We start from the raw sequence: 17,079 nt of genomic DNA, 5'->3' as shown, positions 1-17,079 counted from the left end.
GATCAAATTATCTTTGCAGCTGGTTCGGGTGCTTCTATAGTTCATTCATGAGTAAGATGACTTTACAAAGCGCTGTTGTTCCTGATGTGGGGATCCCTGTTCATGAGCAGGTTTACCGGCAATTGAGAGAGCGGATCCTGTTTGGTGGCTTTCTGCCGGGCAAGGCTGTGACCCTGCGCGGGCTGGCTGAGGAACTGGGTGTGAGTGCGATGCCTGTTCGTGAGGCTGTGCGACGTCTCATTGCAGAAAACGCGTTGGAATTACACGGCAATAGGCGTGTTTCTATCCCAGATGTTTGCGAAGATATAATCGATGAAATCTGGTCAGCTCGGCGGTTGTTGGAAGTTGAACTGGCATCAAAAGCTCTGGTGAATTTGAAAGAAGAAGATATTCAGGTTCTCCAAGGCATTGATGATCAGATTGATGTCGCTCTGGAAACTGGCGATGTGGAAGGGTACATGCGCGGAAACTACGAGTTTCACTTTTATCTTTACTCAAAAAGCCGATCTGAAATTCTTATCAAGCTTGTCAAAAATCTATGGGTTCAGTTTGGTCCATTTATGCGCCTGGTCTATGGGCGATCTGGTACCGCGAATCTGGAAGATCAGCATAAACAGGCATTGGAAGCACTGAAAATGCATGATCAGACTGCTTTAAAGGTTGCCTTGGAAGAGGATATTGCACAGGGCATGGGGTTTATCAGAGAGTCTCTCAGTCTTGCTGAGAAGGTTTGATGATCTGCTGTTTTCTCTGGCTGAGTTCATAGAGCCGCAGGCTTTGATGGGTTAGACTGGAGGCATAGGCAGGTAGTGTCTTTATTGAAGTAAAGATTGACTCTCTTACATTTGTGATCACAAAATAATGGGGAGTTTACTTCTATTGCCCGGTTTGCAGGGCGTGCCTCTTTTCGGAAGGACTGACCCCATGGACTATATTGCTAATCTTCCGCCCACTCATGTTCTGCAAGAAAAGGATGCTGCCCACCATCTGCATCCGTTTACAGATACCAAGTCCCTCAACGCCAAGGGGACGCGTGTGATTACGCGGGCTGATGGTGTTTATCTTTGGGATTCTGAGGGCAATAAGATCCTGGATGGAATGGCGGGGCTTTGGTGTGTGAATGTGGGGTATGGCCGTAAAGAGATTATCGAGGCGGTTCACCGGCAGATGCAACAACTGCCTTATTACAATACGTTTTTCCAGAGTTCTCATCCGCCTGCGATTGCCCTTGCCGAAAGGATCTCTAATCTGGCGCCGGATCATCTGGACCACGTATTTTTTGCAGGTTCGGGTTCTGAAGCCAATGACACCGTCGTTCGAATGGTGCGCCATTACTGGGCCAGTGAAGGCAAACCGACCAAGAAGACGATCATCTCCCGTCATAATGCTTATCACGGCTCTACCATGGCCGGTGCGAGCTTGGGCGGTATGAGTGCGATGCACGCGCAAGGTGGACTGCCTATTCCTGACATCACTCACATCAACCAGCCTTACTGGTATGGTGAAGGCGGGGATATGGACCCTGCCGAGTTTGGCCTGATGCGTGCGCGTGAGCTTGAGGCTGAGATTGATCGTCTTGGCAAAGGCAATGTGGCGGCCTTCATCGGGGAGCCGATTCAGGGGGCAGGCGGTGTTGTTATTCCGCCGGAGACCTATTGGCCAGAGATTCAGCGTATCTGCCGTGAACGCAACATCCTGCTGATTGCTGATGAGGTGATTTGCGGGTTTGGGCGTACGGGGAACTGGTTTGGCTCACAGACTTTCAACTTCAAACCGGATCTGATGCCGATTGCCAAGGGGCTTTCCTCAGGTTATCTGCCGATTGGTGCGGTTGTGGTGAGTGAGAAGGTTGCCAAGGGCTTTATTGAGCACGGCGGTGAATTTTATCATGGTTTCACTTACTCGGCACATCCGGCAGCTTGTGCTGCAGCACTTGCGAATCTTGATATTATCGAGAATGAGCGACTGCCGGAAAAAGTGGCAAATGATACAGGGCCGTATCTAGCTGAAAAGTGGAAAGCTCTCGGCGAGCATCCGCTGGTCGGCGAGGCGCGTATTTGTGGCCTGGTTGGTGCTTTGGAACTTTCACCGGATAAGGCGCGTCGTGCTCGGTTTGAAGCTGAAAAAGGCACTGTTGGGACGATCTGCCGAGATCATTGCTTTGAGAGTGGCTTGGTGATGCGCCATGTTGGCGACAGTATGATCATCTCGCCGCCACTTGTGATTTCGCGCAGTGAGGTGGATGAGTTGATTGAGAAAGCGCATCGTGCGTTGGATCTGACGGCTGCTGATGTTACTGCCCAAGGCATCAAATAGGTTTTGAGGAGGCTCAGGCTCGATTGAGTTTGCATCGCATATTTCAAGAGGATGCATATGGAGAGCAACCGGTTGCCGAGAATTTCTGGCATCGTTCGCTCTCTCCTCAGGCGCTTGGTGCGCCGCTTTCCGATGAACAGTCCTGTGAAGTTGCTGTTGTTGGAGGTGGATACACAGGGCTGTCTGCAACGTTGAAACTTGCGCAGCAGGGTGTCGATGTTGCGGTGCTGGATGCTCAACATATTGGATGGGGGGCTTCTGGTCGCAATGGTGGTTTCTGCTGTCTGGGTGGGACGATTGCAGATGATGCTGACTTGATTGATCGCTATGGGGAAGCGGATGCACGGCGGTATTTTTATGCAGAGCGTGCAGCCATTGATCTGGTTGCAGAGCTGTTGGAACAGAACTCGATTGATGCTGATGTTGTTTCCAAAGGAGAAACGGTTCTTGCTCACAAAGCTCGGCGCGTTGATCAACTGAAAGATACAGCTGCGGACGTACAAAAGCGCTATGGGATCAGCTGCACCTTTCATGACAAAGATGAACTTGCAGAGCTTGGGATGACGGCTTCAGGGCTTTCTTCTGGGCTGACGATTCCAATCGGGTTTGCGCTGCATCCTTACAAATATGCGCGTGGTCTTGCTGAGGCTGTGAAGGCGCAAGGAGGCCGGTTTTATGAACAGACCTCTGTGCTCGGCATTACTCCTGCTGCAGATGGGCAGTATGTCCTGAAAGCAAGAACTGGCCAGTTGCGTGCGCAAAAAGTACTTTTGGCGACCAATGGCTATTCCTCTGAAAATATGCCGGAGTGGATGGCTGGAAAATATCTTCCGATACAATCTAACATTTTGATGTCGCGCGTTCTTTCTGATGAGGAGTTGAAGCGTCAGGGGTGGTTCTCTAATCAGATGGCCTATGACACCCGGACTTTGCTGCATTACTTCCGTCTGCTCCCGGACAGGCGAATGCTCTTTGGTATGCGGGGAAGCGTAAGTGCTACGCCACATGCGCGAAAGCGTATGCGCATAGCTACACGGCGTGACTTTGAGCGGATGTTTCCTGAATGGGCGAAAGTTGAAACGCCAGATTTCTGGTCTGGTCTTGCCTGTTTGACTCATAAACTTGTGCCATTTGCAGGTGCGGTTCCCAATACGCAGGGGCTTTACGCTGCTTTTGGTTATCATGGGAACGGCATTGCTATGGCCACTTATTCCGGGCAGCTGGTGGCAGCTGAGATGCTTGGTGCGGCAACAAAAATGTCTTACCCAAGTTTTATGAAGCAGGCGCCGACAGAGTTTCCTTTCAGGACTATGCGCCGCCACCTGCTTGCTCTCAGCTACACTTGGTTTGAGTTGAAGGACAGATTACTCTGAGGTTTCCTGCATCTCACTCTGCAGTTGGCTAGCGACCATGGAGTAAAGCCTGCCGCTTTGCTTGATGGTGCGTTTCTGGGTTTCAAAATCAACGTGGATCAGGCCAAAGCGCGGGAGATACCCTTCTGCCCATTCGAAGTTGTCCATGAGTGTCCAGCAGAAATACCCTTTTAACGGTATTCCATCTTCAATCGATCTGGCTGCCTGCTTCAGATGAGACAGAACGTAGGTGCTGCGGTCCCAATCCTGAATGCTTCCGTTTGTTTCCAGAGTATCGGAGAAGGCGGCTCCGTTTTCGGTTATGAAGAGCTGTTTGGGTGCATAATTGGTGTTTACATACTGTAGAATGTCATAGAGGCACTCAGGATGAACTTCCCAGCCCATCTGGGTATATTGGCCTTCTGGTAGGTGGCGCTTGAAGTTGACTGGTGCGAACTCGGTGCCATCCTTGATGATAGATCTGCGGTAGATGTTGATGCCAAGGTAATCCAGAGGCTGGGCAATCTCCTGAAGGTCTATCGCCTCAATATGAGGAAGAACAGTCTTGTATGTCTCAAGCATGTCAGGTGGATATCGACCGTTAAAGATGGCATCCAGATACCAGCGGTTCTGACAGCCATCAAAGCGTCGAGCTGCATCAATATCTGTAATGGCGTCGCTGGCTGGGGTGACTGGATTCAAATCCAGAACAATGCCGATTTGAGCGTCAGGTACGTTCTTGCGGATGATTGGAACAGCTCTGCCATGAGCCAGGAGGGCGTGGTGACTTGCTGTCAGTGCTGCTTTTGCGCCGCCGCCGAGGCCAGGTGCGTCCTCCTTCAATCCATAGCCCCACCACGTGAAGGTGAAGAGCTCGTTGAATGTGGCCCAGTGCTTGATTTTAGAGCCAAGTCGCTTCGTGGTGATATCGACGTAATTGATATAGTCGTCCACCAGCCCTCTACGCAACCAGCCGTTGCCTTCTTCTTGCAGGGCAAGCGGTAAGTCCCAATGGTACAGCGTCGCGTAGGGTGTGATGCCTGCTTTCAGCAGTAAGTCGGTCAGGCGCTCATAGAAGGCCAGGCCCTCTTCATTGATCGGGCCACGACCATTGGGAAGGATGCGCGACCAGCAGATGGAAAAGCGGTAGGCCGTGAGACCCAGCTCTTTCATCAAGGCAACGTCTTCTTCCAGCTGGTGATAATGGTCACAGGCTATGTCGCCGTTAGTACCATCTGCAATATTGCCGGGAATGTGGGTGAAGTGATCCCATACAGTAGGGCCGCGACCGCCTTCGTTGACTGCACCTTCAATTTGGTAAGACGCGGTGGCGGCTCCCAGAACCATGTCTCTTGGGAACTTGATTGAGTTTGCCAGCTGTTGGAGATGCTGCAGTTTACTAGTGTGATTTGCGCTCATAACGTCTCTCAATTGATTTGATTATGCTGGCAGCGCCCAGAGTGAGGACGACATAAAGAATTGCGGCGGAATTGAATGGGGTAAATGGCAGGAAGCTGCTCGCCTGAAACTCTCTCATACGCTGTGTAACGTCGCGAACAGAGAGGATCGACAGCAGAGAGGTGTCCTTCAACATGGCGATGAACTCATTGCCAAGTGGCGGGATTACAATGGATAAGGCCTGTGGGAGAACGACAAAGCGGGCGACTTTCCAACGGCTTAGGCCCAAACTCCGTGCGGCTTCAATCTGTCCTTTGGGGACGGCTAAAATGCCGGCCCGGAAAATTTCGGCCATGTAGGCGGAATAACCAATGGAGATGGCGACGATGCCGCGGGTCATGTTGGACAGATTGATCATGCCGTCTGATGCGCTTTTGAGGGCTCCGCTGAGAGGGAGACCTACATAGAGGATGATCACCAACATTGGGATGCCGCGGACGGTGTCTATGAAGAACTCTGCCGCAATGGCGAGTGGGTGTTCGTTGCGATAAAAGGAGCAGCTCACCAGCAGCATGGTGAAGAAGCCAAGCACGCCAAACGTGATGGCGGGGTACTTGCTCTCATCCGGCAAGAAGGATGTCTGCCAGTGGAGATTTGCATTTGTTGGAACGGCTTCAGTTGGAATGAAAGCTGCCGATACACGTTCGTTCTTTTCAACGGTGACCAACGCATGGCTTGGGTCCTTCACACTGCGGATGTCGATACTGGTGTGATCTGCACCATCATATTCGCCAAAGCGGATTTGGTCGGTGATTGACTGCGGGGTGCCTTTGATGATGGCGACGCGGCCTTCCAAGGTTCCGATCAGGCTGTAGGACTGCTGCGGTTGCAGGGCGAAGACAGCGCAGAGACCGAAGAAGATGAGAGCGGCAACGGCGTAGAAGAGGTTGGTATGCTTCTTCTTTTCCAGGCTTTGCAGACCTGCCCAGATGAGGCCTAAGACCATTGAGGCAAAGTAAGCAAAGAATGCTGCGCGGAGGGTGACCATCAAACCGGCAGCGAACCCTGCGTGAGCGACAAAGAGTATGTAAAAAGCACCGAGTAAGTTGGTCAGGAGGAGCAGGGGCAGCGTGTATCTGCTTATGGAAACAAATGCTTGCTTTGATTTGCTGAGGTAATGAAATAGTAGGATGCCAAGTGAAGCAATCAGGTAAATGAAGGCGGCTTTGGAGAAAATGCCAAGCACTAAGTTTTGAGCTTCTGGTGTGAGTTGGCGTGGTCTGACTGCTTTTTGGATGAGGTCAGATGTGTAGGGATCAACACTGTTGGCGATGACAGAGTCAACAAAGACTGACAGGTCTATGGTGTTGGTTGCGATTAGCGCCAGAAGGGCAAAATAGATAATGAATGCAGAGTTTTGGCCAAGTTTGTTGGCTTTGCTTGGCTCGGTGCCTTTCAGCAGGGAGTAGGCAAGCCAAAAACCTGCGGTGAAGATGACCAGCAGGCACAGGAAGCCTGCAAACAATGTACTTGCGTTTTCTCCGATGCCGACGATTGCGAAGATCGAGCGCTTGTAGTTGTTGGTTGAGACAAACAGGTAGATTATGAAGGGCATGGTAGCAATGAGGATGACATTGCTGGGCCGCAGTGTTTTTAAGACATTCACGGGATTCCTCCACTCACATCAATGACTTGATGCGTTCCGTGGATCGCTTCAAAATATTGGGAGAGCGGGCTGCTCACTTTGAACAGTCCCGCCCGGAGGTTTAGGCATGGTGCCTAAAAGAGATTAGTTCTCAACACCCCAGTATTTGGCAGTGAGGGCATCCCATGTGCCGTCTGCTTTGATTTGCTCAAGGCCTTCGTTGAAGGCGTCGACCATTGGTGAGCCTTTTTGGAAGACGATGCCGAGCGGGTCAGATTCCAGTCCTTTGATCGCGGCTGTCAGTTCGCCAGCAAACTCCTGCTCGTAGGCATGGGCGGAGGTGCCGTCGATGATCACGCCGTCTACGTCAGCGTTCTGAAGGGCGAGGATGGCGGCTGCGAAGGTGTCGTAAAGGCGTGTGTTCTCACGTGTAACGAGTTTTTCGGCCAGTTGAGCGTTGGTGGTTCCGGTCTGGGCGGCCAGTGTTTTGCCGCCGCTCTGGAACCCCTCAAGAGATGTGCCTTCGTCTTCTACACGCAGCAGGATAGCCTGGCTGACGACAAGGTAGGGCTCTGAAAAGTCCATGGTTTTCTTGCGCTCATCGGTGATGGACACGCCTGAGACAACGACATCAAACTCACCTTGGACAAGTGCGGCGAAGATGCCGTCCCAGGCGGTTGTTACGAACTCGGCCTTGCAGTTAATTTTCGCGCAGATGGCGTCCATGATGTCTACGTCAAAGCCAACGATTTCACCGGTTCTCTCATCAACGGTTTCCATTGGCGGGTAGGTGGTATCGGAGCCAACTTTGAGAACTTTCCCTTCCAGATCAGCGGCTTGTGCGCTCACGATCACCATGGTGCCAAGAACAGATGCGGCAATAATTTCACGTAACATATTATGCTCTCCTCATAATTTTGCTTGGCTCAGCCAGAGCGCTGGGCCGTGTGCGTCTGAAGCCTAAGGTTTCAGGCGGTCGTCCTGCCGTTCGATCAGTTGTGGCATGACCATTCTTTGGAGGTCTTGTGCCGGCTCTCCCTCTATGCGGCGAATGATGAACTCGCCGAGAGCCTTGCTGGTTTCTTCAATGGGCAGGAAATATGTCGTGATTGGTGGGGTGAAGTATGCACTGACATTGATGTCGTCGGTGGCGTTCACAATCGCATCCTTGCCGAACTTTATGCCCAGTTCGTAAAAGGCGGAGAGCACGCCGAGTGCGCTGGCTTCGTTTGCGCAAATGTAGGCTGTTGGGTTTTTGTCGTGATTGTACAGGGCTTTAACGGTCGCCTTGCCGAACTCGGGTGTGAGCGGACCTGTTGCGATGAATTCAGTTTGGACGTCTATCCCCGCGTCTTGCAGGGCGCGGATGTAGCCGCGTTGGCGTTGTTTGGAATACATCAGCTCGTCTGGCGGGTTGATGGAGACGATGTTGGTGTGGCCGAGCTGGATGAGGCGGGTGGTGGCTTTTTGGGACATTTCCTGCGAGTTCGCATCCACATAGGAGTAGGGAGTGAAGTGCTCACTCATGCCGTATGTGACGAAGGGAAAATCCTTTTCCAGCATATAGCTGATGCGGGCGTCATCGGGGCGGGTGCCTGAAATGATGATGCCGTCGGCCAGATGCTGTTCTACGATGTTGCGGATTTCCTGAAAACTGCTGGCAAAATCATCAACCGGATAGATCGCCGCTCGGTACATGGTGCCGCGCAGGGCGCCCATTATGCCATTGAGAATATTGGTGTATTCAACGCCTTCCCACTCATGGCTGCCAGTGGTTGGTGTGGTCATGACGACGGCGACAGAGTAGGTGCGACCGGTGCGTAGGCGGAGGCCGTCGAGGTTGCGGACGTAGCCGATTTCCTCGGCGATCTGGCGAACGCGCTGTTTGGTCTTGTCCTTGACTGAAGAGCAATCCTTCAATGCTCTTGAGACGGTACCAACCGACAGTTCTGCTTTTTGAGCGATGGTTTTGATTGTTGCGCGTGCCACGAAATGAAATCCGACAGATTGGGCTCTTCCAGACTCGGAAAAGCAATAATTGAAACGTTTGTATTTTAGGAATCAAAATTTTGATCTGTCAAGAATGACTGAAAATATAGACTTTTAAGAGAAGTGCGCGATTATATAGATATATAGGAAATACGTTTTAATTTTTGCGTTGCAATGTGCGTTGCTATGTAAAATTTGCGCTGAAAGGGCAGGAGGATGCGTTCATCGGTATTTCATTGAGGCGCGCATATGTGCTGCGACTGCAAGTGACGCTGAGGGATGATGAAAGCTGGGATAAAAGGGGGAGCTAAGGGGGATAAGGGCCACAGCGTGTGTGACCCTTTTTGTTTGATTTAAGGTGCGCCGCCGACGCGCATGACGGCTGCTGCGCCGCACTTGTTGCCATCTTGCAGGCAAGTCTCGATGTCTGCTCCGCGGAGCCATGAACTCAGAAAACCAGCGTTGAAGGCATCTCCGGCACCAGTTGTGTCGACAACAGGGACGGGGTCTGCGGCAACAGTGATCTCGCCGTCCTTAGTGATGGCGGTTGCACCTGCCTTGCCTTTTTTTACAACTGTGAGCGTCGGGCAGTTGGCTGGCTCTTTCAAGTAGCCAAGATGCTCTGCTTCCATCTCGTTCGGCAGGAACAGGTCCACCTGTGCGATGAGGTCCTGAACCTCTCCATTGAGGAGGCAGTTCTGATCCCATGAGCAATCCAGAGAAACCGTCATGCCTGCGGCCTTGGCGATCTCCAGCAGTTCCGGAAGTTCCTGCAGTGTTGCCAGTTCACCGATGTGCAGGTGTCTGGCTTTTGATGTGCTGAACGCGTCCAGCATGTCTCTTGGGACTGCGGTACCGTTGCGCTTTGTCAGGAAGGCGCGGTCTTCCTGACAACCGATGACGGCTGTTACCTGAGCACCGTTTGCGGTGTTGAATGGCGACAGGCTCAGGTCAACGCCGCTGCGCTGCATCTTGTCTAAAATCGCAGAGCCAAACGGGCCGCCGGGCATGGATGCCAGAAGGGTCGTTTTGTGGCCCAATGCGGAAAGGTTGGCAGCGGTGATGAAGCCGCCGCCTCCGGGTTCAACTGCCAGTTCTTCGGCGTAGGTTTCTTCGCCTAGTCTTGGCAGTTCGGTGAGCCCAGTAAAGATGAGGTCGCAATAAACCCGTCCCGCACAGACGATTGCCCCATCGGTTTGTTTTGAGATCACCGGATGGCCTCCCCGGTGTGCGCATCAAACAAGTGAATGGCTTCAGGTGCTGCATGCAGGTTGACTGTGTCGCCAACGGCAGGCGGTGTTCTGCCAGAGGCTTTGGCGATGACTTCCTTTTCGCCCACTTTAACGTAGGCGAGGGTGTCTGTGCCGAGTGGTTCGATCACGGACACTTCGCCGGAAAAGAGGCCTTCGCCTTCCTGAACCAGCAGGGCATCCGGGCGCAGACCAACGGCGACCTGCTGATTTTCACTGAGCTTGGTGGTTGGCACCTGAACTGAGGTGCCATTGTCCAGAGCGATCGCTTCTCCCTTCACAATGCCAATCAGCATGTTCATGGAAGGGGCGCCGATGAACTGAGCCACAAAGATGTTTGCTGGCTCGTAGAACACTTCGAACGGTGTGCCGACCTGCTGGATGTGACCGTCTTTCATGATCACGATACGGTCTGCCATTGTCATGGCCTCGACCTGATCGTGGGTCACGAAGATGATGGTGTTGCCAACGCGCTGGTGGAGCTTTTTGATCTCCAGTCGCATCTGAGTGCGCAGCTGCGCGTCCAGATTAGACAGAGGTTCGTCAAACAGGAAGGCAGCTGGATCACGCACCATGGCGCGCCCAATGGCGACGCGCTGGCGCTGACCGCCGGAAAGCTGGTTCGGCTTTCTGTCGAGCAGGTCTGTCAGTTCCAGAATACCGGAGACTTCATCGATGCGCGCGTCTTTCTCGTCCTTGGAGAGCTTGGAAGTGCGCAGTCCAAAGCCGATGTTTTTGCGCACCGTCATATGAGGGTAGATCGCATAGTTCTGGAAGACCATGGCGATGTTGCGCTCTTTGGGCTCCATGTCGTTGACCACATCGCCGCCGATGCGGATGTCGCCTGCGGAAATTTCCTCCAACCCTGCGATCATGCGCAGGGTGGTGGACTTGCCGCAGCCGGACGGGCCAACCAGAACAACGAACTCACCGGACTGGATGTCCAGATTGATGCCATGCAGGACCTGAGTGTCCCCGTAGGACTTAACGAGATTGTTTAGGGATACGGTGGTCAATCGATCACTCCTGCACTAGTTTTGCAAAAGCAGCGCTGCGCACTAAAGTGGCCTGCACGCTTTGATCTGCAAATGATTTGTTTTTGGCTCTCAAGGCTTTGGCGGACTGCTTGTAAGTTTCCAAAGCAGCATCCAATGCACTTGGAGCAGGCCCGCCGGGGCGGGTGCGAATTGCAACGAAGTTTTCGGCACTGACAGCATGCATGAACTGGTCTTCGCTCATGCTGGATATCTTTTGGGCGTGTGCCTCAAAGGCCTTGCCAAATGGGTCAAAGCCGTCACGGAGTGGTCTTTGCTCTGCTATCACTGCTTTGGCTGTGTCTGCTGCAATCTCATGGGCCTGACGGAAGGAAAGACCTTCTTCACGCACCAGCGTATCTGCCAGCTCTGTGATGGTGATGCAGGAGGCGTCCGTGTTCTTTGCAACGCGCGCTTCGTTGATTGAGCTTGCTGCGATGAGTGCTGCAAAAAGATCCAGCACGCGGCTGCCGCTTTCAAAGGCCGCATACCCTGCCTGCTGCACTTCACCCTCACTGTCGTTCATATCGGTGAACGGGGTGTTGTGCATGGTGCCGACGATTGCATCGCAGCGGCCAACGGTGATTGATGCCAGATGGCGCAGGTGCTCAATTGGCACCGGATTGCGCTTTTGTGGCATGATAGAAGAGATCTGCACCAGGCTGTTTGGCACGTAGAGCTGTCCAACTTCGAACGCGCTCCAGAATTGCATGTCCTGAATGACGCGGCCCAGATGTAGGAACATGAGCTTCATGGCCGAGTACAGGCCAGTCACGTAATCTACTGAGGCGATACAGCCATAGGAGTTGAGCAGCGGTTCGCTGAAGCCAAGCAGCTGCGCCATACGCTCCCTGTTGATCGGGAAGCCGGAGGTGGTGATGGCTGCTGCGCCCATTGGGCAGTGGTCAATGCCGGCTCGTGCCAGATTCAGCCGTTCCAGATCACGCAGTAGCACTTCCAGTGCGGCGGACAGGTAATGGCCAAAGGTGGATGGTTGTGCCGGTTGCCCGTGGGTGTAGGCAACAATCAGCGTTTCTTTCTCGATCTCAGCTTTCTTGATGAGCACATCACACAGATGCAGAGCCTGCTGGGTGAGGGCATCACAGCGTTTTGCCAGGGCCAGCTTGAAGACGGTGTGGTCCATGTCATTGCGCGAGCGCGCTGTGTGCAGCATGCCAGCGATGTCAGGGCCGAGCCGTTTTTTTAGCTCAGCTTCAACGAGGAAGAAGTAGTCCTCGTATTCGCCCGTGTATTCCGGATCAGCGTCTGCCAGATCCTTCTCGATCTCAAGGAGTGCCTTGGCGATTTGCTTGCCGGTTTCAACTGAGACAATGCCAGTCTCGCACAGCATCACCAGATGGGCCTGATTGATCTGGGTGATTGAGGCGACATGGTGTGCTTTTACGCCTTCAAAAAGCGGTGCAAGCACTGTGTCTTTGTAGACAGGATGGGGGAACTTGGAGCTGTCGATCATCCTTTAAGCCCTGCCATTACTACGCCGCGAATGATGTAGCGCTGGAACACCAGGAATACGATCAGGGTCGGGATGGTTGAAATTGCTGCGCCCGTCATGATCAGTTCCCACTCCACCTGCGCTTCTACGGAGAAGGTGGTGAGGCCAACGGGCAGGGTGTACATTTCCTGACTGTTGGTGACGATGAGCGGCCAGATGAAGGCTGTCCAGTTGCCAAGGAAGACGAAGATTGCCAGCGCTGCCAGAGCAGGGCGCACCAGCGGCATGGCCACGGTCCACCAGATCTGCAGTTCGTTGAGGCCATCAATGCGCGCGGCTTCCAGGAAGTCGTCTGGTACAGTTTCAAAGAACTGCTTCATGAGGAAGGTGCCAAAGGCTGTCATGAGACCGGGGAACATGATGCCCCAGTAGGTATCGAGCCAACCGAACGCAGAGCTCATCAGGTACCACGGAATAACCAGCATTTCAGTCGGGATCATCAGGGTCGACAGGATGGCGATGAAGATGATGTAACGGCCCGGGAAGGTGTACTTGCACAGGACGTAACCGACGAGGCTGTCAAACAGCACGTTACAGATGGTTGTGATGGTTGCGATGAACAAAGAGTTGGTGAACCAGCCGAAGAAGCGCCCGTCTTCAAGAACGTAGGTGTAGTTCTCGATTGTTGGTTCTTCCGGGATGAGGTTCAGGTTGTAGACCTCAAACGGGTATTTGAAGGAGGTGGACAGCATGAAGACGATTGGCATGATCATGGCGATGCCACCTGCAAACAGCAGGAGCCAACGGATGAACTGCGCCTGACTGCGTTTTCTGCGGGCAGAATTGCGCAGGGCCGTGGCCTTTTTGCTTGTGTCCAGAGTATCTGAGAAAGCCATATTACTTATCCCTCATGACGCGCAATTGCAGCAGGCTGACGACAAGCAAAACGGTGAACAGAACAACTGTTTGTGCTGCCGCGTACCCCATGTCAAAAGAGTTGAAGGCCGTGTCATAGATCATCAGAACCAACGGCTTGGTGGAGTTGAGCGGGCCGCCGGGATCATTCGTGGTCATGTTGAAGACCTGATCGAAGATGCGCAGGAAGCCAATGGAGGAAAAGACAACCAGAAAGACGATGGTTGGCTTGAGAAGCGGAATGGTGATCTCGGTCAGCGTTTCCCACGCAGAGATGCCATCAATGCGGGCTGCCTCATAATAGGTTTGCGGAATAGCGCGCAGACCAGCCATGAAGATGATGACCTGAAAGCCCAGCCCTGCCCAGATGGCCGGTGCCAGAATGGATGGCAGTGCAAAGGTGGTTGAGTTCAGGAACGGGATTTGCGGGATACCGAAAGTGGCCAGCGTGTTGTTGAAGACGCCGATTGGAACCGGCTGGTAGAACCAGCGCCAGACCCACGCCATTGCGACCGCGCTGGTCATGAATGGCAGGAAGTACAATGCCCGGATCGTGCCATGCATGAAGCGCAGTTTGTCGAGATGGAACGCGATCACGAAGGCAAGGAGCAGAGAGCTTGGTGTTCCCAAAATCAAATAGAGGAAGGTGTTGCCGAACACTTTCCAGAATGTAGGATCACTGAACAGCTTTACATAATTGTCGAACCCGGTCCAATTGCGGGAGCCGAGCAGGTTCCATTCCTGAAAAGAGAGCAGAATAGCGTTCGCTGTTGGATAGAAGCGCACGACTACATAAAAAACGATTGGGATGGCAAGTAGCCCCCACGCCCAGACGATCTGCTTTTGCGAGATCGAGAGCCTCTTATAAATCCCCAAAACCGCCCCCTGGTTATAGCCGGAATTGCAGCAGTTCGCTCAGAATATGAGTCATGAGACTGCTTTAACTATTTGTTTTAAGGTGTTTTATGGCTCTGCTAAAGGAGCCTTTGCCCTACATGCTGTCTTGATGGTGTGGGGGCAAGGTGGAGCCCCCACACCATGTTTTGCGTATCTTCGAAAACCGGCTTCCGCTTTCCGGAGATACGCTGTCGATTGATGCTTAGTTATAGTAGTCGTCGAGTATTTTCTGCTCTTCGTCTGCTGCCTGAGCAAGGGAATCGTCTACAGACTGATCTTGAAGACGCATACGTCCAACCATGTCCATCAGAGCCTGACGTTGACCACTTTCGTTGGCGAAGATTGTTGTCTTCGCATAGCCAAGGCCTTTGATGAATGGGCCGTAAACTTCGTGGTTGGCATTGGCTTCTGTCATCGCTGCAGATGGTTTTGCAGGAAGTTCGCCAACGGTGTCGAGCCAGACTTGCATGGCCTCATCGGAGGTGACGTATTTCATGAACTTGACGGCTGCGTCGTACTTCTCATCGGTGGCTTTGGACGTGATGCCGTTCACCCAGTAAGACGAGTAGTTGGACTGAGTGCCATCAACAGCGGCTGGCAGTTCTGCAACGCCCCATTTGAGACCGCGCACTTTGTTGAGTGCGCCGATGCGGAAGGAGCCGTCGATGTGCATGCCTGCGCGGCCTGCTTTAAAGGCGGCCTGCGGCTCATCCATGAAGCCTGCTGCGGTCACTTTGTGGGTGAACTCAAGATCGGAGTAATACTTCAGAGCGGCTTTACCGGCGTCTGTGTCGTAGTTCACTTTTTTATAGTTATCCATGTAAGGATCACCACCGAACTGGCGGATGAGCACTTCGCGGAACCAGTGGTGATCCTGTGCGTTCATGCCTGTGGTGATGCCCACGGTGGACAGGTTGCCTGCGCCGTCTTTCTGGGTGAGTTTCTTTGCGGTTTCAACCAGTTCGTCCAGTGTCTTTGGCGGGCCGTCGATGCCAGCTTTGTCGAACAGACGCTTGTTGTAGAACAGAGCCAGTGAGCGCACTGCGGTTGGCAGGGCCATGTACTGATCGCCGCGCTTCATGGCCTGAACCATTGGGAAGAACTCAGCCTCAATTTCAGCTGGCGGGAAAACGTCGTTTGGAAGTGGCTGAATGAGTTTTGCGTTTACGTAGTCGTTCAACCAGCCGTAAAACAGCTGTACCACATCCGGGCCCTGACCTGCAGGGATCGCTGCTGCCACTTTCGTGCGGTAATCCGCATACGGGAAGTGGGTCATTTTCACGGTGATGTCCGGGTTTGCCTTCTCGAAGTTTTCGATCAGGGTTTCCATTGCTTTCACACGTGGCTCAAAGAAATATTGCCAGTACTCAATTTCAACTGCTTGTGCGCTGCCTGCTGCATACATTGCGCAAGCCGCGGTGGTTGCCCCCAGCATCCACTTTTTCAACTGCTTCATAAGACCCTCTCCTAAGTCCTAAAGTCGGAGCTGCCCTCTATTCCTCGCCCCGGCTTCTTTTGATAAATTGCGAAAAGAAATGTTCTTCTCTTAATATTTCACAATGCTGAACAGATTTAATTCAATTGAGTTGAGTATTCAAGTGTTTTGATTTAATGGATAGATATGCATCGAAAAACACCACTTAAAATCATTGGCTCCAACGCCGAAAGAACTCGACTTCACAATAGGAAAGTCGTTCTCGGGCACTTACGTTCTCATGGCAAACTGGGGCGAGCAGAACTTGCGCGCCTGACCGGTTTGTCCACACAGGCAATGAGTAACATCATAGCTGAATTGGAGAGCGAGGCTCTGATTCTTGCGGGTGAGCGGCAAACAAAAGGGCGTGGTTTGCCCGCGGTGCAATACACTTTAAATCCGGCGGGCGCTGTTGCGCTGGGGGTGGAGGTTCGCCCCAACGCGATCTTATGCGCACTGGTGAATTTTCTTGGCGATACGCTTTACACCAAGCGCATACATATCGAGAGCAGTGAGCCTGCTGTGGTTTTGCCAACCGTTAAGGCGGCCTGCGATGAGGCTCTTTCATCCATTGGCAAGAACGCACCACCTGTTTTGGGTGCGGGAATCGTTATGCCAGGTCCGTTTGGCCGTGTGGGATTGACCGGAGCGGGGAAGGCCGAGCTGGTTGGCTGGGACGATAAAGATCCGCGGGTGCTGTTTGAAGATGTGCTTCAGGTGCCTGTGCGCGTGGAAAATGATGCGACGGCGGCGGCGATTGCAGAGCAGACAACTGGCTCTGCTACGGATCTGCAATCCTTCTGTTTTGTTTATTTTGGTACAGGTCTGGGGCTTGGGGTGATCTCCAATGGCGAGATCCTGCGCGGTGCGTTTGGCAACGCGGGTGAGCTGGGGCACGTTGTTGTGGAGCGGGGCGGGCGGCTTTGCTCCTGCGGCAATCGTGGGTGCCTTGAAACCTACACCAGCCGTATGGCGGCCAGTGAGTTTTTGCAAAAGCGCGGCAAGTCGGCCGAGAGCCAGAAGGACCTTTCTGATCTGCTGGCCGTGAATGATCCTGATCTGGATGAGTGGATCTGTGAAGCGGCTGACCCATTGGCGCAGGCCATTGGAACGCTTGAGAACCTGTTTGATCCGGAGGCCGTTATTCTGGGTGGCGCCATGCCGCCGGAGCTGCTTGAGCGGTTGATTGCTCAACTGAACCTGATTGATGCGACGGTTTCAGTTCGCGCTGACCGGACTTTGCCGCGTGTGGTGCGTGGCGCGTCTGGTTGGATGACTGCGGCTCTTGGAGCGGCAGCGCTGATTATACACGACACCTATATTCCAAGTATTTCGAAGGTAGCCTGAGGGGACACG

At 53.1% G+C, this 17,079-nt stretch carries 14 protein-coding genes; 4 read left to right on the top strand and 10 right to left on the bottom strand.

The genetic code is table 11. The features are described from left to right. Positions 1 to 56 precede the first annotated feature (56 nt). From PsAD46_RS20625 to PsAD46_RS20615, 3 genes are all read left to right on the top strand, one after another. Positions 57 to 734 (top strand): GntR family transcriptional regulator, encoded by a 678-nt coding sequence (locus PsAD46_RS20625; protein WP_063307762.1) that lies wholly within the window; start codon positions 57 to 59, stop codon positions 732 to 734. Positions 735 to 924: 190 nt separating this feature from the next. Then, positions 925 to 2,316, top strand: a complete 1,392-nt coding sequence (locus PsAD46_RS20620) for an aspartate aminotransferase family protein (RefSeq protein WP_063307761.1) — start codon at positions 925 to 927, stop codon at positions 2,314 to 2,316. A gap of 23 nt (positions 2,317 to 2,339) precedes the next feature. After that, positions 2,340 to 3,689, top strand: coding sequence for an FAD-binding oxidoreductase (locus PsAD46_RS20615; RefSeq protein WP_063307760.1), 1,350 nt, complete (start codon positions 2,340 to 2,342; stop codon positions 3,687 to 3,689). Here PsAD46_RS20615 and PsAD46_RS20610 read toward each other — a convergent pair. From PsAD46_RS20610 to PsAD46_RS20565, 10 genes are all read right to left on the bottom strand, one after another. After that, positions 3,681 to 5,087 (bottom strand): GH1 family beta-glucosidase, encoded by a 1,407-nt coding sequence (locus PsAD46_RS20610; RefSeq protein ID WP_063307759.1) that lies wholly within the window; start codon positions 5,085 to 5,087, stop codon positions 3,681 to 3,683. The two genes, PsAD46_RS20615 and PsAD46_RS20610, sit on opposite strands and share 9 nt — an antisense overlap. Next, positions 5,068 to 6,732 (bottom strand): amino acid ABC transporter permease, encoded by a 1,665-nt coding sequence (locus PsAD46_RS20605; protein ID WP_063307758.1) that lies wholly within the window; start codon positions 6,730 to 6,732, stop codon positions 5,068 to 5,070. The genes PsAD46_RS20610 and PsAD46_RS20605 overlap by 20 nt, the downstream gene beginning before the upstream one ends. A 123-nt stretch (positions 6,733 to 6,855) precedes the next feature. Beyond that, on the bottom strand, positions 6,856 to 7,608 hold the full coding sequence (locus PsAD46_RS20600) for a basic amino acid ABC transporter substrate-binding protein (protein WP_063305217.1): 753 nt from the start codon (positions 7,606 to 7,608) through the stop codon (positions 6,856 to 6,858). Between the two features lie 63 nt (positions 7,609 to 7,671). Continuing rightward, on the bottom strand, positions 7,672 to 8,700 hold the full coding sequence (locus PsAD46_RS20595) for a LacI family transcriptional regulator (protein ID WP_063307757.1): 1,029 nt from the start codon (positions 8,698 to 8,700) through the stop codon (positions 7,672 to 7,674). A 353-nt stretch (positions 8,701 to 9,053) separates the two neighbouring features. Then, on the bottom strand, positions 9,054 to 9,911 hold the full coding sequence (locus tag PsAD46_RS20590; protein ID WP_063307756.1) for a sugar kinase: 858 nt from the start codon (positions 9,909 to 9,911) through the stop codon (positions 9,054 to 9,056). Next, on the bottom strand, positions 9,908 to 10,966 hold the full coding sequence (ugpC, locus tag PsAD46_RS20585) for a sn-glycerol-3-phosphate ABC transporter ATP-binding protein UgpC (RefSeq protein ID WP_063305215.1): 1,059 nt from the start codon (positions 10,964 to 10,966) through the stop codon (positions 9,908 to 9,910). The genes PsAD46_RS20590 and ugpC overlap by 4 nt, the downstream gene beginning before the upstream one ends. 4 nt (positions 10,967 to 10,970) lie before the next feature. Beyond that, the gene (argH, locus tag PsAD46_RS20580) at positions 10,971 to 12,458 is read right to left on the bottom strand and encodes an argininosuccinate lyase (RefSeq protein WP_063305214.1); all 1,488 of its coding nucleotides are present in this window, start codon (positions 12,456 to 12,458) and stop codon (positions 10,971 to 10,973) included. Next, on the bottom strand, positions 12,455 to 13,333 hold the full coding sequence (locus PsAD46_RS20575; RefSeq protein WP_063297634.1) for a carbohydrate ABC transporter permease: 879 nt from the start codon (positions 13,331 to 13,333) through the stop codon (positions 12,455 to 12,457). The genes argH and PsAD46_RS20575 overlap by 4 nt, the downstream gene beginning before the upstream one ends. 1 nt (position 13,334) lies before the next feature. Further along, the gene (locus PsAD46_RS20570; protein WP_063289273.1) at positions 13,335 to 14,228 is read right to left on the bottom strand and encodes a sugar ABC transporter permease; all 894 of its coding nucleotides are present in this window, start codon (positions 14,226 to 14,228) and stop codon (positions 13,335 to 13,337) included. Positions 14,229 to 14,451: 223 nt separating this feature from the next. Then, the gene (locus PsAD46_RS20565) at positions 14,452 to 15,705 is read right to left on the bottom strand and encodes an extracellular solute-binding protein (protein WP_063307755.1); all 1,254 of its coding nucleotides are present in this window, start codon (positions 15,703 to 15,705) and stop codon (positions 14,452 to 14,454) included. A 165-nt stretch (positions 15,706 to 15,870) separates the two neighbouring features. On the opposite strand from PsAD46_RS20565, the gene PsAD46_RS20560 reads away from it, so the two are divergent. Then, positions 15,871 to 17,070 carry an ROK family transcriptional regulator gene (locus tag PsAD46_RS20560; RefSeq protein ID WP_208981952.1) on the top strand — a complete coding sequence of 400 codons (1,200 nt, stop codon included), beginning with the start codon at positions 15,871 to 15,873 and terminating at the stop codon, positions 17,068 to 17,070. The last annotated feature ends 9 nt before the right edge of the window (positions 17,071 to 17,079 follow it).

This window comes from Pseudovibrio sp. Ad46 (genome assembly GCF_001623065.1).
Taxonomy (GTDB): Bacteria; Pseudomonadota; Alphaproteobacteria; order Rhizobiales; family Stappiaceae; genus Pseudovibrio.
The sequence above is the reverse complement of the archived record's forward strand: the minus strand, read 5'-3'. Positions and strand labels throughout refer to the sequence as shown.

Coding starts and splice junctions, on each gene's coding strand:
- PsAD46_RS20620 (WP_063307761.1), top strand. CDS start 925: ATGGACTATATTGCTAATCTTCCGCCCACTCATGTTCTGCAAGAAAAG.
- PsAD46_RS20560 (WP_208981952.1), top strand. CDS start 15,871: ATGCATCGAAAAACACCACTTAAAATCATTGGCTCCAACGCCGAAAGA.
- PsAD46_RS20625 (WP_063307762.1), top strand. CDS start 57: ATGACTTTACAAAGCGCTGTTGTTCCTGATGTGGGGATCCCTGTTCAT.
- argH (WP_063305214.1), bottom strand. CDS start 12,458: ATGATCGACAGCTCCAAGTTCCCCCATCCTGTCTACAAAGACACAGTG.
- PsAD46_RS20575 (WP_063297634.1), bottom strand. CDS start 13,333: ATGGCTTTCTCAGATACTCTGGACACAAGCAAAAAGGCCACGGCCCTG.
- PsAD46_RS20610 (WP_063307759.1), bottom strand. CDS start 5,087: ATGAGCGCAAATCACACTAGTAAACTGCAGCATCTCCAACAGCTGGCA.
- PsAD46_RS20600 (WP_063305217.1), bottom strand. CDS start 7,608: ATGTTACGTGAAATTATTGCCGCATCTGTTCTTGGCACCATGGTGATC.
- PsAD46_RS20565 (WP_063307755.1), bottom strand. CDS start 15,705: ATGAAGCAGTTGAAAAAGTGGATGCTGGGGGCAACCACCGCGGCTTGC.